The organism is Bowmanella pacifica, assembly GCF_014645355.1.
Classification (GTDB): Bacteria; Pseudomonadota; Gammaproteobacteria; order Enterobacterales; family Alteromonadaceae; genus Bowmanella; species Bowmanella pacifica.
The window spans coordinates 578,626-600,659 of record NZ_BMLS01000002.1; the positions used below are offsets into that span (position 1 = coordinate 578,626).

General features: G+C 50.4%; 21 protein-coding genes and 1 pseudogene. 17 read left to right on the plus strand and 5 right to left on the minus strand.

Going from position 1 to position 22,034, the window contains the following annotated elements:
- Positions 1 to 46 precede the first annotated feature (46 nt).
- Positions 47 to 1,561 (minus strand): CYTH domain-containing protein, encoded by a 1,515-nt coding sequence (locus IEX02_RS08670; RefSeq protein ID WP_188693301.1) that lies wholly within the window; start codon positions 1,559 to 1,561, stop codon positions 47 to 49.
- A 146-nt stretch (positions 1,562 to 1,707) separates the two neighbouring features.
- On the opposite strand from IEX02_RS08670, the gene IEX02_RS08675 reads away from it, so the two are divergent.
- The 16 genes and pseudogenes from IEX02_RS08675 (at position 1,708) to rpoS (ending at position 17,894) form a co-directional block, all read left to right on the plus strand.
- Positions 1,708 to 2,319 carry a TIGR04211 family SH3 domain-containing protein gene (locus IEX02_RS08675; protein WP_188693304.1) on the plus strand — a complete coding sequence of 204 codons (612 nt, stop codon included), beginning with the start codon at positions 1,708 to 1,710 and terminating at the stop codon, positions 2,317 to 2,319.
- A 346-nt stretch (positions 2,320 to 2,665) separates the two neighbouring features.
- A complete protein-coding gene (putA, locus tag IEX02_RS08680; RefSeq protein WP_188693307.1) occupies positions 2,666 to 5,830 on the plus strand; it encodes a bifunctional proline dehydrogenase/L-glutamate gamma-semialdehyde dehydrogenase PutA in 3,165 nt (1,054 codons plus the stop codon).
- Between the two features lie 112 nt (positions 5,831 to 5,942).
- Entirely contained in the window at positions 5,943 to 6,722 is a 780-nt protein-coding gene (locus tag IEX02_RS08685; RefSeq protein ID WP_188693309.1) for a class II glutamine amidotransferase, read from the plus strand.
- A gap of 4 nt (positions 6,723 to 6,726) precedes the next feature.
- Positions 6,727 to 7,392, plus strand: coding sequence for a LysE family translocator (locus IEX02_RS08690; RefSeq protein ID WP_188693311.1), 666 nt, complete (start codon positions 6,727 to 6,729; stop codon positions 7,390 to 7,392).
- 142 nt (positions 7,393 to 7,534) lie between these two features.
- Entirely contained in the window at positions 7,535 to 8,506 is a 972-nt protein-coding gene (locus IEX02_RS08695) for a calcium/sodium antiporter (RefSeq protein WP_188693314.1), read from the plus strand.
- A 10-nt stretch (positions 8,507 to 8,516) separates the two neighbouring features.
- Positions 8,517 to 9,470 carry a magnesium/cobalt transporter CorA gene (gene corA / locus IEX02_RS08700; RefSeq protein WP_188693317.1) on the plus strand — a complete coding sequence of 318 codons (954 nt, stop codon included), beginning with the start codon at positions 8,517 to 8,519 and terminating at the stop codon, positions 9,468 to 9,470.
- Between the two features lie 248 nt (positions 9,471 to 9,718).
- Positions 9,719 to 11,170 carry a TrkH family potassium uptake protein gene (locus IEX02_RS08705; protein WP_229702160.1) on the plus strand — a complete coding sequence of 484 codons (1,452 nt, stop codon included), beginning with the start codon at positions 9,719 to 9,721 and terminating at the stop codon, positions 11,168 to 11,170.
- A gap of 334 nt (positions 11,171 to 11,504) precedes the next feature.
- Complete coding sequence (gene ftsB, locus IEX02_RS08710; protein ID WP_373284970.1) at positions 11,505 to 11,783, plus strand: cell division protein FtsB; 279 nt, start codon at positions 11,505 to 11,507, stop codon at positions 11,781 to 11,783.
- Positions 11,780 to 12,490: a 2-C-methyl-D-erythritol 4-phosphate cytidylyltransferase gene (gene ispD, locus IEX02_RS08715; protein WP_188693325.1), complete on the plus strand. Its 711-nt coding sequence runs from the start codon at positions 11,780 to 11,782 to the stop codon at positions 12,488 to 12,490. The genes ftsB and ispD overlap by 4 nt, the downstream gene beginning before the upstream one ends.
- Entirely contained in the window at positions 12,487 to 12,966 is a 480-nt protein-coding gene (gene ispF, locus IEX02_RS08720; RefSeq protein WP_229702162.1) for a 2-C-methyl-D-erythritol 2,4-cyclodiphosphate synthase, read from the plus strand. Before ispD ends, ispF begins: the two co-directional genes overlap by 4 nt.
- A gap of 9 nt (positions 12,967 to 12,975) precedes the next feature.
- Positions 12,976 to 13,998 carry a tRNA pseudouridine(13) synthase TruD gene (gene truD, locus IEX02_RS08725; RefSeq protein ID WP_188694140.1) on the plus strand — a complete coding sequence of 341 codons (1,023 nt, stop codon included), beginning with the start codon at positions 12,976 to 12,978 and terminating at the stop codon, positions 13,996 to 13,998.
- Positions 13,999 to 14,007: 9 nt separating this feature from the next.
- Positions 14,008 to 14,754 carry a 5'/3'-nucleotidase SurE gene (gene surE / locus IEX02_RS08730; protein WP_188693326.1) on the plus strand — a complete coding sequence of 249 codons (747 nt, stop codon included), beginning with the start codon at positions 14,008 to 14,010 and terminating at the stop codon, positions 14,752 to 14,754.
- A gap of 9 nt (positions 14,755 to 14,763) precedes the next feature.
- Positions 14,764 to 15,414 (plus strand): protein-L-isoaspartate(D-aspartate) O-methyltransferase, encoded by a 651-nt coding sequence (locus IEX02_RS08735; protein WP_188693329.1) that lies wholly within the window; start codon positions 14,764 to 14,766, stop codon positions 15,412 to 15,414.
- Positions 15,411 to 15,990, plus strand: a pseudogene (locus IEX02_RS08740) (YqaA family protein). Before IEX02_RS08735 ends, IEX02_RS08740 begins: the two are co-directional and overlap by 4 nt.
- 4 nt (positions 15,991 to 15,994) lie before the next feature.
- Complete coding sequence (locus tag IEX02_RS08745; protein ID WP_188693333.1) at positions 15,995 to 16,837, plus strand: peptidoglycan DD-metalloendopeptidase family protein; 843 nt, start codon at positions 15,995 to 15,997, stop codon at positions 16,835 to 16,837.
- A gap of 76 nt (positions 16,838 to 16,913) precedes the next feature.
- Positions 16,914 to 17,894 (plus strand): RNA polymerase sigma factor RpoS, encoded by a 981-nt coding sequence (rpoS, locus tag IEX02_RS08750; RefSeq protein ID WP_188693336.1) that lies wholly within the window; start codon positions 16,914 to 16,916, stop codon positions 17,892 to 17,894.
- Positions 17,895 to 17,944: 50 nt separating this feature from the next.
- Here rpoS and tpx read toward each other — a convergent pair whose 3' ends face one another.
- Genes tpx through IEX02_RS08765 form a run of 3 tightly spaced genes read right to left on the minus strand, consistent with a single transcriptional unit; the run spans position 17,945 to position 19,573 of the window.
- Entirely contained in the window at positions 17,945 to 18,442 is a 498-nt protein-coding gene (tpx, locus tag IEX02_RS08755) for a thiol peroxidase (protein WP_188693339.1), read from the minus strand.
- Between the two features lie 13 nt (positions 18,443 to 18,455).
- Positions 18,456 to 19,151 (minus strand): aspartate/glutamate racemase family protein, encoded by a 696-nt coding sequence (locus IEX02_RS08760; protein WP_188694143.1) that lies wholly within the window; start codon positions 19,149 to 19,151, stop codon positions 18,456 to 18,458.
- Positions 19,139 to 19,573: a hypothetical protein gene (locus IEX02_RS08765; RefSeq protein WP_188693341.1), complete on the minus strand. Its 435-nt coding sequence runs from the start codon at positions 19,571 to 19,573 to the stop codon at positions 19,139 to 19,141. Before IEX02_RS08765 ends, IEX02_RS08760 begins: the two co-directional genes overlap by 13 nt.
- Positions 19,574 to 19,925: 352 nt before the next feature.
- On the opposite strand from IEX02_RS08765, the gene IEX02_RS08770 reads away from it, so the two are divergent.
- Positions 19,926 to 20,699, plus strand: coding sequence for an NF038132 family protein (locus IEX02_RS08770; protein WP_229702163.1), 774 nt, complete (start codon positions 19,926 to 19,928; stop codon positions 20,697 to 20,699).
- 39 nt (positions 20,700 to 20,738) lie between these two features.
- Here IEX02_RS08770 and IEX02_RS08775 read toward each other — a convergent pair whose 3' ends face one another.
- Complete coding sequence (locus IEX02_RS08775; RefSeq protein WP_188693343.1) at positions 20,739 to 21,986, minus strand: HD-GYP domain-containing protein; 1,248 nt, start codon at positions 21,984 to 21,986, stop codon at positions 20,739 to 20,741.
- Positions 21,987 to 22,034 lie beyond the last annotated feature (48 nt).

The following is a 22,034-nucleotide window of genomic DNA, read 5'->3' on the forward strand; positions in this document are numbered from 1 at the left end:
CAATTCTCAGGATCCGGTTGTTATTCCCACCTGCTGGCTCAGTACATCAGGGTTTCCAGTAGGGTTCCATTTTCAACGCCGCTTTGCGACTTTGCTCCATCACATCCAATAAGTGGCTCATCTTGTCCTTACACCACAGCATAAGTTCATCCTTATCCTGCACATCGGCCACATCCAATTCAGACTTTAGCAGATGTAAGGCATTAAGCTCATCGATGCCATCGATGATATCCAGCCAGGGCGCACGAAACTGATCACGATGTTCCGGACTGAACAGACCTGCCAGGAACAAGCCATTGAACAAGGTCTGACGTAATAAAGGCTCACTGGATAAATAGTGCTGCGCGCTGAATTTTTTCTTGCGCGGCATGCTTTGACTGATGGTAAACCAGCCTTGCGCCAGCCAGCCCCGTGCGTGTTCCTGCACCAAGGAAGACCAGGCATTACCGCCACTGCGCCAGGGCCGTTCATATGCCAGCGCCGCCAAATCAATTTGCAGCTGACCACTTTGCTGACGCTGAATTAAATTCTCGGGCTGATGCTGCAATAACAAGCCTTCATAACGGCCACGCAGATAACTGAGTAGCTCTTCACTCTTCGCCAGGCGTTTACGAAATGGCCCCTTGCGTGAGCGCAGGGTTTTAATCGCCAACAAGGTTTCGGCCCAGTACCAGTCGTTATTCAACTGAATCAGCCGGGCCTGCGTTGCTAGCAACGCATCACATTGCAGCATGGGTAAATACAGGCTAATGGCCTGAGACACCAGCTGGATACCCGCTCTTATCCCCCCTAAGGCCCGTGGCTTTTGCGTTTCCAGGTAACACTGCTCATGGTATTGCCAGTAGTCCAGAGCATAATGCACTGTCTTTAAAAACGCCTGCTCCAGGGTATCCTGGTCGTGCAGCGCCAGAAAGTCAGGTAATGGTTTAGATACCAACTCCTGCCCTGCGGCCAGTAAATACCCCCTGGCCGCCTTACTGAATGCCCCTAAACGCACAGGCAACAAGGCACTGAGCTTTCTGGCCAGAGCGAAGATTTCCCCTACCTCACCTTCTTTTAACTCAATTTCAATCTCGTTAATGGGCTGCTGATGGGTATCGGTTGCCACTTGCCCCTTGTCATACACCAGCTCTAACTTGGTACCACTGTCCATTACCAGGTCAAAGGCATAACGGGTAAAATGCGTGGTAAATAAAGGGCAAAGCTGAGACTGCAGCGCGACAACTGACACATGGTCAGGGAAAATGCCAGGCTCAAACAGACTCAAATCGGGATATTGGTCTGATAGTTCAATATTGTATTCGGGTCGCTGGTGCAGCCCGCCCTGAACCTGACCGGCCGTTTTAAGGGTTTGCTGAAAACGCCCATCCCGGCCACGCACCCTAAATCCCATATCTAAGCCACGTAATTGTTTGTCCGGGGTGTCATAATAGCGATTGGACAACGCCATCTGACTGGATGAACTTTGCGCCTGTAAAGAAGGCAGTAGTTGATTTTGCAGCAATTCGGCCACATCGAGGTCACCGCTGACCAGCAATTTCAATTCTATTTCAGTTTCCATGTATACGAATCGGGAACTCGCCAAACCCCAACCTTACCCCCATTGCGACCAACTTGGCAATTGACCAATCACACCAATCACTTGCCTTTGGCTTGTGCAGGCCATACCATCTAAAAAATTTACAACCCGGCAGACTCATTTTCCCCATGTCAAAACTTCGTTCATTTTCTTTATTTATCTGCCTGGCAGGCCTGTTTATACAAGCTCCTGTCATGGCCCAGGAACCCAACGACGCCGATGGTGAAACCGTTTATATCGCGGATGATCTTTATACCTTTATGCATGCCGGCCCCGGCCGCAACTTTCGCATTCTCGGCTCGGTAACCGCTGGCACTAAAGTCACCATGCTGCAACGCGACGACACCGAAGGTTTTGTCGAAATTATTGATGATAAGCAGCGCACCGGTTGGGTCGATGCCCGTTTTATCAATGATCAACCATCGGTACGCGAAGCGATGCCGGAACTGCAGCAAAACTTGTCTGATACCCAGATTTCCCTGCAAGACGCACAGCAGAAAAATGACCTGCTAAATCAGCAGATTCTGGATCTCAATTCGCGCAACAAACAGATGCAGTCCGAACTAAAAGAATTGCAAACCCGTCATGATCGCATTGAGCGTGAACTGGCAAACAAAGACAACAAAGTACAACTAGAGTGGCTGACCCGTGGCGGCATCATCGGCCTGATCGGTATTGTGTTGGGTGTGATTGTTATGCTGATCCCAAGAAAGCGTCGTCGTAATGACGGTTGGATGTAGTCACCCTAGCTTTCCAAATGTTGCCCTGATTTTGTAAAGCTGACTTAACAGTGCGTCAGTTTTAGTCAATAAGCCCGGTCTTTACCGGGCTTTTTTATTTGCCCATGCTAACAGCGAAACATCGCTAGAACGCTGTAATTTCAGGGTTTTCAATCACAGCCTCAACAGCTGTTTCTAGCGCTGTCAGCATAAGGGCAAGGGCCGTCCAAAAAGTACATTGCATTTTGTATACAATAAGCAATATGGCCTATATACTCCGCGAAAAATTAGGTGGGTGTCTGGTTGCTTAATTCTTACACCCGGTTTGTTTAGGGCCTGGGCCCAGTGTTACTGGAGTGGGTTTGTTATGTTTAAAGCCAGTGAACTCTTCAATGACAGCTATCAGCTGCCGCCACTCGCCGCCTTGCCGGCTATCATCAGCAGCAACTATATCGTTGACGAAAACGACTATCTGCAGGAGCTGCTAAGCCTGATCCCTTCCGATCAACAAAGTTTGGAAGCAATACGTACCGAAGCCACCGCCTTGGTGGAACAGGTTCGTCTGGAAGCTAAGGGAGGCGATGGTATTTCCGCCTTCCTACAACAATACAGTCTGGATACACATGAAGGCGTGATCCTGATGTGTTTGGCTGAAGCCTTGTTGCGTATTCCAGATGCCGGTACTGCCGATGCCTTGATTAAAGACAAACTGTCCGGCGCTAATTGGCGCGCGCACCTCAGCCAAAGTGATTCTTTACTGGTCAACGCCTCCACCTGGGGCCTGATGCTGACCGGTAAACTCTTCCATCTGGATAAATCCTCCGGCAGCATCAGTGAGTCTGTCCTTGACCGTATGGTTTCCCGTCTCGGTGAGCCTGTAGTGCGCAACGCCATGTACGCCGCCATGAAAATTATGGGTAAGCAATTTGTGCTCGGTCGCACGATTGAAGAAGCCCTCAAGGCCAGCCGCAAACAGCGAAAGCTGGGTTACACCCATTCTTATGACATGCTGGGCGAAGCCGCCTTGACCATGGCTGATGCTGACAAGTACTGGACCGCATATGCGGACGCCATAAAGTCGATAGGTAAAGAAAACATCAGCGACGACTATCCGGCGCCGCCCACCATCTCGATTAAATTGTCCGCCTTACATCCACGCTATGAAGTAGCCTGCGAAGACCGCGTGCTGGACGAGATGGCAGAGTCCGTGATTAAGCTGATCGCCCTGGCCCGCAGCCACAATGTTGGCGTAAACATCGATGCAGAAGAAGCAGACCGCCTGGAACTGTCGCTAAAACTCATCGAAAAGGTATACAGAAGCCCCGAAATTAAGGGCTGGGGACAGCTGGGCATCGTTGTTCAGGCTTACTCTAAACGGGCGTTACCCGTACTGATGTGGATTGCACAACTGGCCAGGGAACAGGGCGATCTGATTCCGGTTCGCCTGGTAAAAGGTGCTTACTGGGATACCGAGATCAAGCTGTGTCAGCAAATGGGTCTGGACAGCTATCCGGTCTATACCCGCAAGGCCAGCACAGACGCAAGTTACCTGGCTTGCGCGCGTTTCTTGTTAAGTGAGCACACCAAGAATGCCATTTACCCGATGTTTGCCACCCATAACGCGCACACTGTTGTGGCCATTCGCAAAATGGCGGGAGAGCGCGAGTTTGAATTCCAGCGCCTGCATGGCATGGGAGATGAGCTGTATGATTGCGTATTAGGCCAATCTGGCCGCACCAATGTACGCATCTATGCGCCTGTCGGTGCCCACAAGGATTTACTGCCCTACCTGGTGCGCCGTCTGCTGGAGAACGGTGCCAACAGTTCCTTTGTACATAAGCTGGTTGATCCCAACACGCCGATTTCTTCGTTGGTAAATCACCCGCTGGAAAGTCTCCAGCACTTGCCCAGTCTGGCCAATGACAAGATCCCATTGCCGACCCAGATTTTTATCAACCGTAAGAATTCCGAAGGTACCAACTTGCATATTGAATCTATGCTTCAACCTTTTATGAACGCCGTTACCGGTTTTGTAGGCAAACAGTGGCAAGGCGGCCCCATCATCAATGGTAAAACACTGCATGAAGGTGAATTAGTACAAGTATACTCACCACAGGATCGCAGCCAGCAAATCGGCGCTATACATTTTGCCGATGCTAAGATTGCCGAGCAGGCCATTACCACAGCTTACCAGGCGTTTCCCGAGTGGAACCGTACACCGGTAGAAACCCGCGCAGAGGCACTGGAAAAGTTCGCCGATTTGATGGAACAGCATACTCATGAGCTGATCGCCTTGTGTACACTGGAAGCAGGTAAGCTGCTACAGGATGGTATAGATGAAGTACGCGAAGCGGTGGATTTCTGTCGCTACTACGCTATCGAAGCCCGCAAACTGCATGCCTACCATGGCCCGCTGGCTGGCCCAACCGGCGAACTGAACGAGTTGTTTGTGCAAGGCCGCGGTATATTCGCCTGTATCAGCCCCTGGAACTTCCCTCTGGCCATCTTTACCGGCCAGATCGTGGCGGCATTGGTAACAGGTAATACCGTTATTGCCAAACCAGCCGAGCAAACCAGTCTGGTGGCCTACCGCGCCGTGCAGTTAATGCTGGAGGCCGGCATTCCGGCTGGCGCAATTCAATTGCTACCGGGTCGCGGCAGTGAAGTGGGCGGAAAACTGTCCAGCGATGAGCGCGTCACTGGCGTGTGTTTCACCGGCAGTACAGATACAGCCAAAGCCATTAATCGCACTCTGGCATCGCGGGATGGTGCCATTGCCACCTTGATCGCCGAGACAGGTGGCCAGAACGCCATGATAGTCGACAGCACTGCATTACCAGAACAGGTGGTTAAAGATGCCGTTCAATCTGCCTTTATGAGTGCAGGTCAGCGCTGTTCTGCCTTGCGTGTCATGTATGTACAGGACGACGTTGCCGAGCGTATTCTCGAACTCCTTAAAGGTGCTATGGCGGAGCTCAGCGTGGGTAACCCCATCCACTATAAAACCGATGTGGGTCCGGTTATCGACACCCGCGCTCAAAGCGGTCTGAACGAACATATTGCCAACATCAGTAAAACCGGTAAGCTGCTGGCCACTGCCACTATGCCGGAAGACACCGCCGCAGGTAGCTTTGTTTGCCCGACAGCGATTGAAATTGGCGGTATCAACGAATTGCATAAAGAGCACTTCGGCCCAATTTTGCATATTGTGCGCTATCAGGCCGACGCCCTCGATCAGGTTATCGACGATATCAATGGCACTGGCTTTGGCCTGACCTTAGGTATTCATACCCGAAATGAGTCCAAGGCGGCCTATATCGCTGAGCGAGTGAATGTAGGTAACGTGTATATTAACCGTAACCAGATTGGTGCCGTGGTGGGTGTACAACCCTTCGGTGGACAAGGTTTGTCCGGTACCGGCCCCAAAGCTGGCGGCCCGCACTACCTGACCCGTTTTGTGACAGAAAAGACCCGTACCAACAACATTACCGCCATCGGCGGCAACACCACGCTGCTGAGCCTCGGCGACTAAGGATGTTATGGGCCAGGTACAAACCTGGCCCAACATCAGATCCACAAGCAGTTACGCTGTCCATTTACAGAATGGTACACTACCCAGCAACTCCCTCTTATCTTACTGTTTTATGTGTGAATTACTGGGCATGTCGGCCAACGTACCGACAGATATCTGCTTTAGCTTTAAAGGTCTGCGAGAGCGCGGCGGACGCACCGGCCCCCATCGTGACGGTTGGGGCGTGGCTTTTTATCAGAACAAAGGGGTCTGTACCTTTAAAGATCCTATGCCCAGCCATGAATCAGAAGTGGCCAGACTGGTGTCTGACTATCCGATCAAAAGCACCGCTGTGGTCGCCCATATTCGCCAAGCTAATCGTGGCCGGGTTGGACTGGAAAATACCCATCCCTTTAGCCGGGAGTTATGGGGGCGCTACTGGACCTATGCACATAATGGCCAGTTGAAGGATCACCAGAGTCTGCCAACTGCCCGCTTTACCCCTGTGGGTACCACAGACAGTGAACGGGCATTTTGCTTCTTACTTAGCGAACTGGATAAACACTACCCCACTAAACCCAAAAGCCGCCGTCAGGCCTTTAGCTTTATCCGTAAAAAAGCCGACATACTGCGGCAGATGGGGGTGTTTAATATGCTGTTGTCGGACGGAGAATACCTGCTGGCTTACTGCACCACGAAATTACACTGGATTACCCGTCGTGCACCTTTTGGTATCGCCAGATTGTCGGATATTGATGTAGATATCGACTTCACCCGCGAAACCACACCCAATGATGTCGTCACGGTTATCGCCACCGAGCCACTCACTTGCAACGAGCAATGGCACAAAATGTCACCTGGACAGTGGCAGCTGTTTTACCGGGGCGAAGCCATAGGCCCAAATAAGGAGTAACCCGATGCCCTCTTTGGATATTCTGCTGACCTTTTCACTGGCCGCGCTGCTACTGAGCTTGTCGCCAGGCCCATCCAACCTGTACATCATGGCGCGCAGCCTGTCACAGGGTCATCGGGCTGGGGTCGCCGCTGCAGGCGGGTTGGCCATAGGTTCCTTTATTTATGTGATTGCCACGGCCTTGGGGTTGGCGGCCATATTCAAGTATTCCCCCCTCGCCTACACCTTGTTAAAGCTGGCCGGTGCGACCTATCTGATTTATTTAGGCATCAGCTATTTGCTGGCCAAACCCGAGGCCCAACAACAGCAGACCCGGCTTAAACCCTGGAGCATGGCACGTATTTTTCGCCAAAGTGTGGTGGTTGAACTGACAAACCCCAAAACAGCTTTGTTTTTCTTAGCTTTTTTACCACAGTTTGTCAGGCCGGAAGCCGGACCCATCAGCAGCCAATTGCTGGTGCTAGGCATGGTGTATCTGCTTATCGCATTAGCCTGCGATTTATTGGTAGCCTTGCTATCCCATCAACTGGGCAGTTGGCTGTCTCAGCATGCGCAGTTTCCTTTATGGCAGGACAGAATATCCGGCAGCATATTGCTAGGCCTAGGCGCACTAATTGGCTATGAGGAGCTACAAGGCGATCAAGGCCCGATCCCAGAGGAGTCTGACTGATGACAGCAACGCCTTGCGAACTAACCAAATAACCGGCAAAAACAGACTATATCGTGCGGCAATCACCGGTATTTTTCCCTGAAGCCGTTTACCTGACACGCGCCATAAGGTACAAAGGCGCGCAAATCCACAGGAGAACACTATGACCATGGCAGCATTGGCAATTTTGGTAGGACTGGTCCTACTGGTATGGAGCGCAGACAAATTTGTCGAAGGGGCGGCTGCCACGGCCAAACATATGGGCATGCCTTCTCTGCTAATTGGCATTGTCATTATAGGTTTTGGCACCTCGGCACCGGAAATGGTGGTATCAGCGCTGGCGGCATCAGACGGTAACCCAGGTCTGGCACTAGGTAACGCTTACGGCTCCAACATCACCAACATCGCCCTGATTTTGGGTGTGACTGCGCTTATATCGCCCATTGCCGTGCAATCTCAGATTATCCGTAAGGAGTTGCCCATTCTCCTGGTCGTAACCCTATTGGCTGGCTGGCTGATTTATGACGGACACCTTGGTGGTCTGGATGCAATTATTCTACTCGTGGTTCTGCTTGGACTCATGGGCTGGTCCATTAAAGAAGGTTTGAGCCAGCGTCAGGACATTCTGGCCAGCGAAGTCGATGACGAATTAGACAGCCACCCCATGTCTTTGAAACTGGCCATTATGTGGCTGGTTATTGGTCTGCTGGTGCTGGTTCTAAGCTCCCGCATGCTGGTATGGGGTGCCGTCACCGTTGCCCAATCTCTGGGTGTCAGCGATCTGATTATTGGTCTGACCATAGTAGCTATAGGTACCTCATTGCCCGAACTGGCCTCTTCCATTATGGCGGCCAAGAAAGGCGAACATGATCTGGCCATTGGTAACGTCATTGGTTCCAACCTCTTTAACACATTGGCTGTGGTGGGGATCGCCGCCGGTATTCACCCCTTGGCCGTAGAGTCGGAAGTACTGACCCGTGACTGGGCACTCATGCTGGCACTGACTGTGGGTTTATTGTTAATGGCGATTGGTATCAAAGGACCTGGCCGAATTACCCGTCTGGAAGGCTTGGTATTGATAGGCGTCTATTTCGGTTACACTGGGTATCTGGGTTACGGAATTATCTCTCACTAGGAGGTTGGCCATGCTGAAACTGTTTAGAATTGAGCGCGGCCTGATTCGCGAGCTAGCAGGAGAAGAAACGCCGCTGGCTCATATTCTACCTCAGGCCCATTGGTTAGATGCTCAGGAACCCGAAGACGAAGAGCGGGAAGCCTTAGAGCAGATGATGCGATTGGATTTGCCAGAGCTGGACGAAATGGAAGAGATTGAAGCCTCTGCCCGCTATTTCGTCGATCAGGCCGGTATTCATGTGCATTCTTTATTTCTGACCCAAAGCGAAGGACGCCATGTAACCAGTTCGGTCGCCTGTATTTTACAGCCCAACCGCTTAATCACTATCCGCGATACCGAACTGGCCGACTTTCGCTTGCTACGTATGCGTGCCAGGCGTGGCCAGGTAGAAAGCCATTCACCAGCGCAGTTACTCGTTACTCTCTTAGAACAGAAAGTGGAAAACCTGGCGGATAATCTGGAAGACATTCACCGTAATCTGGAAAAAACCAGTTATCTGGTGCTGGAGGAGGAAGGCTCAGATCTGGAAGAAGCCATCGCCCAGTTAGCTAAGTCCGAGGATAGCAACGGTAAAATTCGCTTGTGTCTGATGGATACCCAGCGAGCCATTTCGTTTTTGTTGCGCCACCTGCGAGATAGCCCGGAATTAAATGAATCCTGCCGGGAAATTATGCGCGATATCGACACCTTGATGGCCCACACCACCTTCCTGTTCGACAAGATTAACTTTCTGATGGACTCCACACAGGGGTTTATCAATATCGAACAAAACCAAATCATCAAAATATTCTCAATTGCCGCCGTAGTGTTTCTGCCTCCTACGCTGGTAGCCAGTATCTACGGCATGAACTTTGAACATATGCCAGAACTGCAATGGATGCTGGGCTATCCCTGGGCATTAGGTTTGATGGTCTTATCTGGGATCACCCCCTATCTACTCTTCAAATACAAAGGGTGGTTGTAACCCTTGATACGCCGGGCACCACCCGGCGTTTTTGTTTTACCCTTAGCCAATATCAGAGGGTGAAGTGCCCCTCTGATGCCGACAAACCCTGGGTATTTTTTTACGCAACTTTTACGTCGAACCTTCTCTGAATGTTGTAAATTAAGGTTACACAACAATAATTTGAGTCCCTGTTATTTTGCGGGCATTACACACCCCTATAACGCATCGGCTGATTGCCCAGTCGTGCCTGCCACAGGACTAGCAAGGTGGTACAGCTGGACCGGGTCATCAAACTATTGGCCATGCCGATGCTCTGGATGGGCGTTGTCCAGCTTGTGTTTGCCTTATTATCTTTACTGGTATTTCGCGACAAAATGGCGGCGAAATTCTTCGAACCGGCGTGTTTCATGCTGGTTGGGGCCTTGGTGATCAACGTCTTTTTACAGCACACCAACCTGAGCCGCATCGGTTTTCGTGACGCCTTGCTATTTGCCACCTTAACCTGGGCCTTAACAGGTGTGCTGGGAGCCTTTCCTGTCATGTTGGTTACCGGTGTCAGTTTTACCGACGCGGTATTTGAGTCAGTCAGCGCCCTGACCACCACGGGCGCGACCATCCTCACCGGCTTGGATGCCATGCCCAAATCCTTTCTGATGTACCGTCAGTTTCTCCAGTGGATGGGCGGTCTGGGTGTAGTGATTTTCGTGGTAGCGGTATTACCTATGCTGAATGTGGGCGGAATGCGCCTGCTTAAGGCTGAAACTCCCGGCCCCATCAAAGACGACAAACTATCACCTCGCATCGCCAATACCGCCCATTATTTGTGGTTTATCTACCTGCTGATTACACTGCTTTGCGCACTGGCTTATTATGTTGGCGGCATGGACGCCTTTGATGCCATTGCACATAGCCTGAGTACCGTCTCCACCGGTGGTTTTTCTACCCACGATGACAGCATGTGGCACTTTCAAAGCCATACCCTGCTGGCTATCTCCAACCTTTTTATGCTGCTTGGGGCCATCAGCTTTGCTCTGCATTTTCGGGTACTCAATGGTCGCAGTCCCAGGCTGTACTGGCGCGATGAAGAAACTCGTATTTTCCTGCTAATCGTAATAGGTCTGTCTCTGCTGCTAAGCCTTTACCTTCTCACTAAGCAGCGCTATGGCACCTGGGAGTCACTTAGCTTTGCGGCGTTTCATGTGGTGTCTTTTATTACCAGTACCGGGTTTGGTGCAGCGGATCTCGCCAGTTGGCCCCCTGCCAGCGGTCTTTTTTTGGTGATCTGCGCATACCTTGGCGGCTGTGCCGGCTCCACGGCCGGGGGCAATAAAATTATTCGCGACATTATCACGTTTAAGGTTATCCGCCGCGAAATGCAGCAACTGATTCACCCTAGGGCAATATTGCCGGTGCGTTATCAGGGGAATGAAGTCGCCAATGATGTACGCGATGCGGTAATGGGCTTTATGTCCTTCGCCGCGGGTTCATCATTAGTTCTGACCTTGTTGTTGATGCTCACTGGACTGGACTTCTGGTCTTCTTTTACGGCGGTGGCCGCCTGCATCAACGTACTTGGGCCGGGATTTGGCGAGGTAGGCAGTAATTTCATTCCGGTTAGCGACAGCGGCATTTGGTTGCTATCCGGGGCCATGATCCTCGGCCGCCTGGAATATTTCACTGTTTTGGCGCTATTCCTCCCCATGTTCTGGCGCCGCTGATTTCTCCATGTATAAGCGAGATTTTATGGATGAATTTGCTGTCGTCGACCCAAACCGCTTTTTAGCACTAGCCATAGATTAATGCGCCAGCAGCACAAGTGCACAATAACAGCATAAGGTGGCTGTGCAATCACTGCCCGGACGATAATAGTGCTGGCGTTTATAAGGTGTTTGAGGCTGTAAACCCTGGGCTGCCTATAAGGCGACTTGCGATGTCAGCATAAACCACATTCGCCGCCTCATCTCTGCAGAGGTTAAGATGTGCCGATAAGGGTTAGACTTGGTTTTATTGTGCCTGCATAATACCTGCATCGTTTAACTGGGGGTGGTAGGCATGAAATGGATAAGCTTGGTACTTCTTGCCTTGCTTGGCATGCTGCAATACCGCCTTTGGTTTGGCAAACACAGCATTCCCGACTATTGGCAGATGAAAGAAGAAGCTCAGCAAATGGCAATGCAAAATGCCAATCTGGAGCAAAGGAATAATCTGCTTAAAGCCGATATTCAGGATCTCAAGTTGGGTCTTGAAGCCATAGAGGAACGTGCCCGCAACGAACTGGGCCTGATCAAAGAAGGCGAAACCTTTTACCGAATATTACCTCCCGAACAATGACACCACCATCGAAACAACAATTTACCGTGGTTGTACCGGCTGCAGGTGTCGGTAAGCGCATGCGCTCAAACATGCCCAAGCAGTATCTGCCGTTATTGGGCAAAACCCTGCTTGAGCACTGTCTGGACAACCTGATTGCCCATCCACGCATAAAGCATATTGTCGTTGCTGTGCATCCCCATGACCCTTACTTTGCCGACTTACCTATTGCTCAGGCCCCCTGGCTGACTCGTGTGAATGGGGGCGCAGAACGTGCCGACTCGGTGCTAGCCGGGCTTAGGGCTATCGATGACGAATGGGTATTAGTCCATGACGCTGCCAGGCCTTGTTTACCCCATCAGGATCTGGATGCCTTACTGGACTTGGCCGACGAAGAACAAGGCGGCATCCTGGCTTATGCCGTGCGGGATACCATGAAGCAAGCCAACGCTGCAGGCTTCGTTGCGACAACGCTTGACCGCAGTCATCTATGGCATGCATTAACGCCGCAATTTTTCCCCCTTGCAGAACTTAGGGAAGCCTTGACCCTGGCGCTGAACGCTAACGCGGTGATCACCGACGAGGCATCCGCCATGGAGTGGGCGGGGAAACCGGTAAAACTGGTAGAAGGCAACCCTTGTAATATCAAGGTCACACAGCCCATCGATCTTATGCTGGCAGAATTTTACCTTAGCAAATTATTAAAGAATGGCAGGAGCTTCCTATGAATATACGGATTGGTCATGGTTTTGACGTACATAAATTCGGCGGTGTGGGACCGATAGTTATCGGCGGCGTGGAGATTGATTATGTACAGGGATTACTGGCCCATTCCGACGGCGATGTCGCTCTGCATGCCATTTGTGACGCTTTACTGGGCGCCTTGGGATTAGGGGACATCGGCCGACATTTTCCCGACAACGATGCACAGTACGCAGGCGCAGACAGTCGCGAATTACTCAGGCATGTGTTTTCACTGATCAAAGCGAAAGGCTACAGGCTGGGAAATCTGGACGTTACCGTCGTGGCCGAATCGCCCAAGATGGCACCCCATGTGGATGCCATGTGTAAGAATATCGCCGAAGATCTGGACGCGCAGCAAGACCAGATCAATGTTAAGGCCACTACCACAGAAAAACTCGGCTTCACCGGGCGCAAAGAAGGCATTGGATGCCACGCGGTGGTATTACTGGAAAAGGTATAAAACTTGAATCTGGAAACATCACACTGGCATTACTTATATGCCAAGCCCGCTGGTACGGGGCTGCTAAAACAGCAGCCGCAGGATTTTATCGTGCGCGAACAACTTGGCTATGAGCCCTGTGGCGAAGGAGAACATATCTACCTGTGGGTGCGTAAAACCGGCCTGAACACCGCCAATGTCGCCGAGCAACTGGCGCGTTTTGCCGGTGTGCATCCTCGCAATGTCAGCTTTTCCGGACGTAAAGACAAACACGCGGTAACCGAACAGTGGATTGGCCTGCACTTGCCAGGCAAACAAGACCCGGACTGGCAGAGTTTCGCTATGCCAGGGGTGGAAATACTTAAGGCCATTCGTCACAACAGAAAATTACGCACTGGTACCCACAAGTTCAATGATTTTGAACTGATTATTCGTGAGCTGAGTCATCCCGATGAAGTCAATGAAAGGCTTTCTTTGCTTAATGATGGGGTACCCAATTATTTCGGCGAGCAACGTTTTGGTAACCGCAATGGCAATCTGTTCCTCGGCGTCCGTATGCTGGAAGGTGAAACCATACGTGACAGACAAAAGCGCAGCATGGCCATCTCGGCACTACGCTCCTGGCTGTTTAACGAATTTGTCAGCTGCCGCCTAACCGATACTCCAAGCACACAAGGGATGAATGGCGATGTGATGCTGCTACAAGGTAGCAACAGCTTTTTCTGTGCCGACCAATGGAATGAGGAATTACAACAACGCTTGCAAGAGCGAGATATACAATTCAGTGCACCGATGTGGGGTAAAGGCCCGCTTGCCAGTCAGCATCAGGCTCTGACTTTTGAATCCGCTGTTGCCGCTCGCCATCAAGCCTTGTGTGAGGGCTTGGCAGCACTTGGCTTAAATCAAGAACGTCGTGCGCTGTTGCAGTATCCTGACGCCCTTAACTGGCAGATAACAGGACAGCAACTTACCCTGAGTTTCAGGCTGCAAGCCGGCGGCTTTGCCACTGCCGTGACCAGGGAACTGTTTAACCCGGTACCCAATCAGGACTAAGGGGAAACCATGCGTATTTTGCTCAGCAACGATGATGGCGTACATGCACAAGGGCTGGCCAGTTTGCATGCCGAGCTGGCCAAAGAGCACGATGTCACTGTTATTGCGCCGGATCGCAACTGCAGTGGTGTGAGTAATGCGCTGTCACTGCAACAGCCGCTGAGAATTCAGCAAATGAATACCGGTTTTTATGCGGTGAACGGCACGCCATCAGATTGTGTGCATCTGGGCATCAACTGCTTTATGCAGGATGATCCACAATTGGTGGTTTCCGGCATTAATCACGGTGCAAACTTAGGTGACGATGTGATCTACTCGGGCACAGTGGCGGCAGCCACCGAAGGGCGCTATATGGGATTACCCGCCATCGCGGTTTCACTCTGTCAGCAAAAAAACGGCCACTTCGCCACCGCTGCCAAAGTAGCCTGTGACATTATCCGCCATTTAGGTCAACATCCGCTGGCGGCGGATCAAATTTTAAACATCAATGTACCAGATGTTCCCTATGAGCTGTTAAATGGTATCCAGGTTACCCGTCAGGGACGACGCCACCGCGCCGAGTCCATGCTGAAAAGCCAGGACCCCTGGGGACGAGAAATATACTGGTATGGTAAAGTAGGTCAGGAGCAGGATGCCGGTCCGGGTACCGATTTCCACGCTATTGCCAATGGATACTGCTCGGTTACTCCTCTGAGCGTCGATATGACGGCCTATCAGAGTATGGACGAAATGCAGAACTGGATTGAAAAACTATAAAGAAACTCCATGAGTCAAACACCTAGAGCCACGACACGCAAGGGAGAAACCCTGGCCCAACTGCTAAACCGGGAAGGGATAAGTAACCCACAGGTTTTGCATGCCATAGCGGCAACCCCGCGCGAACAATTCCTGCCCGATGCATTAAAGCATCAGGCCTACCAGAATACCGCGTTACCCATAGGTCAGGGACAAACCATCTCCCAGCCATATATCGTGGCTCGTATGACAGAATTGCTGCTGGATGCACCTAATCGCGCCCAGACAGTGCTAGAGATAGGAACTGGCTCAGGTTATCAGACTGCCATACTGGCGCAGTTATTTAACAAAGTGTTTAGCGTTGAACGTATCAAGGCGCTGCAATACCAGGCCAAGCGCCGCATGCAGTCTTTAGATTTGCACAACATCGCTATGAAACACGGTGATGGGTGGCAGGGCTGGGCTAGCAAGGGCCCATTTGATGCCATCATCGTCACCGCCGCGGCCAGCCATATGCCGCTAATGCTATTGGAGCAATTAAATGATGGTGGCCGCTTGATTATCCCGGTTGGTAATGCCAGCCAACAGTTGTATGCCGTAACTCGAAAAGGAAATGAATTTGAACAAAAGACAGTGGAAGCAGTGCGGTTTGTGCCTTTGGTGCCGGGAGCAATAATGTGAAGATTTTCAGTTATTTTTACGATAAGGCCATGCTGTGGTCACGACATAAGCACGCACCGGCCTATTTGGGCGGTATGACCTTCGCAGAGTCAATCTTCTTTCCCATACCACCAGACGTGATGTTAGCCCCTATGTCTTTGGCAAATCCTGACAAAGCCTGGCGCTATGCACTGCTAACCTCGGTTGCCTCGGTACTGGGGGGGTATTGCCGGATATTTTCTGGGCATGTTGGCCTTTGAATCTTTCCTACAGCCACTGATTCAGGAAATGGGCTACCAGGACAAAATGGATAGAGCCATCAACTGGTTTGAACAATATGGTGTGTGGGTCGTCTTTATCGCCGGTTTTTCCCCCATCCCCTATAAAGTTTTTACTGTGAGCGCGGGTTTTCTACAAATGGCCTTTCTGCCTTTTGTGCTTGCCTCCACCGTTGGACGAGCTATGCGTTTTTATCTGGTTGCCGGATTGATGCGCTGGGGTGGCAAGAAGATGGAAGACAAACTACGCGACTATGTCGAAACCCTAGGTTGGGCCACTGTGGTGCTGGCAGTGATTGCCTATCTGCTGCTTAGGTAAAACTGTGACAGGTTGGCGAGGAGGCTGTGGGACAGTATTGTTATCAGCATTATTGCTGAGTGGCTGCAGCTCCCGCCATGCCCCTGCCCCGGTTGTCACCCTCAGTGAAGCCCGAACCTTTAAACAATTTAAAGAACTGGGGAACGCCACCGAATATCAGGTGGAGAAAGGCGACACCCTCTTTTCTATCGCCTGGTATTCGGGCAACGATTACAAAGATTTGGCCAGAATTAACAAGCTGTCTGCGCCTTATGCCATCTACCCTGGACAGGTTTTAAAGCTCCGGGAAAGTAACAAAAAGAGTAAAAAAGTTGTTACAAAGCGATCTGGTCAGACCTCCAAAATAAAAGCAAATCAGCCAGTTGACCCTCCTAAGAAGCAGGCGTATGGTGAATCCAAGACTGCTCAAAAGTCCACCACTGTCACCAAGAAAAATACGCAACGGATGACAGCCTCGGACTTCCCCGCACAGGTTACGGAATGGACGTGGCCCACTAGGGGGAAAGTCGTAGGGCAGTTTTCACTTTCGGAACAGGGAAACAAAGGGATTGATATTGCCAACTCGTCTGGTACGCCCATCTTGGCGTCGGCAGCTGGCAAAGTTGTCTATACGGGCAACGCACTGAGAGGATTCGGTAACCTGATAATCATCAAGCATACTGATGCCTACCTCACTGCCTATGCTCATAACCGCAAAATACTGGTCAAGGAACAGGACTGGGTGCGGCCCGGACAACACATTGCCGAAATGGGCAGTAGTGGAACGTCACAGACCATGTTGCACTTTGAAATTAGATATAAAGGCAAGTCAGTGGATCCATTACGTTTTTTACCCAATCGACCATAACAATAAATAATAACAACACTGGAAAGGACGAAAGAGGAAAATTATCTAAACAAACAACCTTGCTGGAGATGCTGTTATGGGTCAAAAGAAAACTGCCATCACCGATGCTGAGCTGAATGATGAGTTTGATAACGTTGTCGAATCAGAGCTTGAAGATGTAGATGACGAAGTCGACCCCATGGAGGAAATTCTTGCTAATCAGGAAGAGATGCATCGTAATCTGGATGCCACCCAACTTTATCTGGGAGAAATAGGTTTTTCTCCACTCCTGTCCGCTGAGGAAGAAGTCTACTTTGCCCGCCGCGCCTTAAAAGGCTGTGAAGCCTCGCGAAAGCGTATGATCGTCAGTAACTTGCGATTGGTGGTTAAAATCGCCCGCCGTTACAACAATCGTGGCTTAGCCTTATTGGATCTCATTGAAGAAGGTAATCTCGGATTGATCCGGGCGGTGGAAAAATTTGATCCCGAGCGGGGATTCCGTTTTTCAACCTATGCGACCTGGTGGATTCGTCAGACCATTGAACGGGCTATCATGAACCAAACCCGTACTATTCGCCTCCCCATCCATGTGGTGAAAGAGCTGAATGTGTACTTGCGGGCTGCACGTGAATTGGCACAAAAGCTGGATCATGAACCCACCGCCGAAGAAATTGCCAATGCATTAAACAAACCGGTAGAAGATGTCACCAAAATGCTGCGTCTGAATGAACGCATCAGTTCGGTCGATACCCCTATCGGCAGTGATAATGATAAGGCATTGCTAGACATTATTGCCGATGAAAAAGGCCATGGGCCGGAAGATGAGCTTCAGGACAAAGACATGCGCAGTAGCATTGTGCATTGGCTCAATGAGCTAAATGCCAAGCAGCGCGAAGTATTGGCCAGGCGCTTTGGTCTGATGGGCTATGAACCTTCCACCTTGGAAGATGTGGGCGCCGAAATCGGCCTGACACGGGAGCGTGTCAGACAAATCCAGGTAGAAGCCTTACGACGCCTGCGTGATATGCTGGCGCATCAGGGATTAAACCTAGAGTCCTTATTTAGCCGTGAAGCGTAATTTTCAAAGCTAACAACGGGGCTGCCACTTGGCAGCCCTTTTACTTTCTATCAGGACAACACCGCGAGAGCTTGCTGATAATCAGGCTCGTCAGCAATTTCCTGCACTTGTTGGGTGTAGATGACTGTACCATTTTCATCTATCACCACCACGGCCCGCGACAACAAACCTGCCAAAGGCCCTGTTTTTATGGCCACTCCATAATCCTGACCAAAAGCACTTCTAAAACAGGACGCACTACTCACTCTGTCTATACCTTCAGCGCCACAAAAACGACCCAAAGCAAAGGGTAAGTCAGCTGACACACACAACACCTTGGTATTGCTCAGTGCCGCCGCCTGCTGATTGAACTGCCTGACGGACATAGCACAGGTTGGCGTATCCACAGAAGGAAAGATATTTAATAGCAAGCGACTGCCCTTAAAATCGGCCAAAAAAGTTTCTGACAAGTCACTATTCACCAGTGAAAAATCCGGGGCCTGGCTGCCAACTTCCGGCAGCAAGCCGACGGTTTCAATTGGGTTGCCCTTAAGAGTAATTGTTGCCATACGTTTTCCTTATTTAATGAGTTGATAATGCCCAGTCCACCGCGCTGGCGGCGTGAATCTCTGTGGTATCGAACAAGGGCACAGAGGTATCAGCCTGCTTAACCAATAAACCAATCTCCGTGCACCCCAAGACCACGGCCTGCGCTCCCTGCTCCGCCAGGTCATCAATCACTTGCAAATACTCCGCTCGCGAGGCATCCAGAATACGTCCCTGGCAAAGCTCCTCATATATTACCTGATGCACCCGCTCACGCTGTAGCGCTACAGGCGTTACAACCTCAATATCACGGCGGATAAGACGCTGACGGTAAAAAGCTTGCTCCATCGTAAAGGCCGTCCCTAACAACCCCACCCGCTCAATACCTTTGGCTTTCAGCTGTGTCGCCGTGGCATCTGCAATATGCAGCAGTGGAATATCCAAAACGCTTTCCAGCGCATCAGCAACTTTATGCATAGTATTAGTGCATATCAGCAAAAAATCAGCTCCGGCGCGCTGAACCTGTAGCCCTGCTCTTGTTAATAATGCCGCTGCGGCTTCCCAATCTCCTCTTGCTTGTAGTTGTTCTATTTCTGCAAAATCCAAACTGTTTAAAATAAGGTTAGCTGAATGCAAACCGCCAAGCTTGTCGCGCACACCCTGATTGATCAGTTGATAGTAAGTTTGCGTGCTCTCCCAGCTCATTCCACCCAATAAGCCTATGGTTTTGATAAATCCTCCGCCAACAATAGTAAGTTAGTCAGCCCCTTTTCTTTTCGTAATGTCAGTGACAAATGGTAGGGGTCTGGTTGAAATAATTGATAATCCAAGGTTTGTCTATCCGGCAAAAAATCATGCCGCTTAGTTGGTGCCCCCAATAACGCCAGAATGTCTTTTTCATCCATTCCAGGCGATACGGCGAGTTCCAGACGCAGCAATAGTTCTTTTATTTTTACTGCCGGTAACTCCTGCAAATCCAAATTAATCAGCAGGGTAAACTCAGGCTGGCTACGTAAACGCAGAAATTCCGTGGCACCGAACGCTTCCCCCATCCATTCCCGTCCCATAAAGCGCCAACTGTCAAACTCCTCCACCGTTTCCGGTGCAAGATAGTCAGACAGTCGCAGAGTAAAAAACTGTTTATGGGCTAACATACGTTACTCCCGAATTACTCTCCATTGCCATTGCGCTCCTGCATGCAACCATAAAGCTGCCTTAATTGGCTTCGCTGTACTGCCACAAAGCGAACACCTTCCTATACAAAAACATAGCCAGTCTATTAGTCAAGAACAACCGCACCAACAATTAACAAATAAATCACAAAACACTAAATCTGAATCTTACTGAGGCTGTCTATTTTTTTTACAAGGAACCATAAAAAAGCCGAACAAAACACAGCAAGATATTGTTTTTAAATGCATTTAACAAAGTGGAATAGAAACTGCTTAATGCTATGCGCTAACTTAATGCGAATAGACAAATAGCTAAAAATTCAAGGAGTTATAAATGAAGTTTAGGAATGCAGTAAATGCCGCCTGTTTGGTGTTAGCCAGCATGGGTTTAGCTGGACAAGCATCAGCATCATTAATGACCGGCTGGACCGGACAGGGCAATTTCGGCGGCACGGCAGGTGACGGTGATATCACTACGTCTCCACATGGTAGCGCGCAGTTTGGCTATGTTAGCACCAATAATGGTGTTAGTGGTGTTGGCTTGCCTGGCGTCGGCGGTACTGGCACACCCCAGGACGGCTCTGTGGCGTTATCTCCTTTATTTGCGGCCGGAGCAGGCGACTCACTGGAGTTCTTCTTTAACTATGTAACCTCCGATGGCGCAGGCTATGCAGACTATGCCTGGGCAAGGTTACTGGATAGTTCCATGAATCAAGTGGCCCTCTTATTCACCGCAAGAACTGCCGAGACTGGTGATACCGTACCTGGTTTCGATATGCCTGCACCTGAAGCGACCTTGGACCCAACCAGCACACCAATTATTGGTGGCGGACCACTATGGTCTGTGCTGGGTTCTGACTCTGGCGATTGTTTTGACGATGGTTGCGGCTATACCGGTTGGATTAAAGCCAGCTACAACATTGCTAACGCCGGCAACTATTACCTGCAAATGGGTGTAGTAAACTGGGACGATAACAGCTATGACAGCGCCATGGCCTTTGATGGCGCCACCGTTGGCGGTAACGTTATTGGCGTGCCTGTACCAGCACCTTTAGCACTGATGGGCTTGGGATTGTTGGCCCTGGGTTTTGCACGAAAGCGCAAGTAAGCTTATGTAGACAGAAAACGCTCCCGAGGGAGCGTTTTTTTATGTGTTATCAACAAAATAGCTGATCCGACTGCGCGGATTTAAATATAAGGCGATAGGTTCAGGCAACTGCGAAGGCTTAATAACCTTCTGAACCGTGGCGCCGTAATCTTTTAGTGTCACCATGGGAGCCTCTGTACTGGGCACCGAATCATCATAAAGCAATAAGGACGGATTGAGCAGGTCTGCGGTATTAACCGAGATCACCATGCCGACTCTTTTATCAGACAGCATCACCACAGTGCCGGGAGGATAAACACCGAGCAACTTCACCAGCAACTTTGTCTCTCTATCAGGCAGCTTAGCTTTCATGCTTTTAAACAGATAGGACAAAGCCTGATAAGGAATTTTGGCATTAGCCGGGTTTTGCGGGTGACACTGATTGTCGTATTCGTTCACTAGCATCAATATCTGCGCCAACGGATCCATTGTTTTGCCATCCAACCCTCGTGGATAACCGCTGCCATCCATATGCTCATGGTGCTGCAAAATAACGGGTAAGATGTCCGCAGGAAAAGCATCTGAGTGCTTTAAAAGCTCCACACTATATTGGCAATGCATATTGAGTAGGTTCTGCTCGGGTCGGCTCAGTGCGGTGGTTTTACGTAGCACCTGGCTGGGAATCTTCAATTTCCCCACATCATGAAACAGCGCTGCTAATCCCAGTTTCAGTGCCTGTTCGCGACTCAGTTGCGCCTGCCGGGCCAACATCATAGCCAGAACCGCCACATTCAGGGAGTGAAAGTATAAATCATCCCCTTGTGGATCCGGGTTCATCAGATGTAAGGCAACATTTTCCTCGCCCAGGATCACATCAGCCATCTCACTGATTAGCTGCTGCGCTTCTTCCACTGCCTGCAACGGCCGGCTAGCAACCTTAGTCATTAAGGCACGAACTTGCGCCAAACTACGTTGAAAGTTCTTTTCTGTTTTTTGCAAACTGCGACGAAATTGCTTCAGTTCCTCAATACGCTGGCTTTTCTCATGTTCCATTTGCTCAAGCAACTGGTCGGTATGTGCTTCCACCACCTCTTTGGGCGCAAGCTGTACTTCTTCTTCAGGCTGCGCGTCACTTTTACTGGCATCAATCAGCACATAGGGAAGCTTCAGGGCACGAATGACACGAACCTGCTCTTGGTTGGTCAGCTTAAAACTGCTGAATAAAAAGGGATGCTTCATCCAGCCCGACGGCAACTTTACATACATACCAATACGCAAGTTGTCGGGATGAATCTTCACTTTTGCCATGAATACTCGTTCTTACAGACTAAGTTAGGGTATCGCCATCCTTGCTCT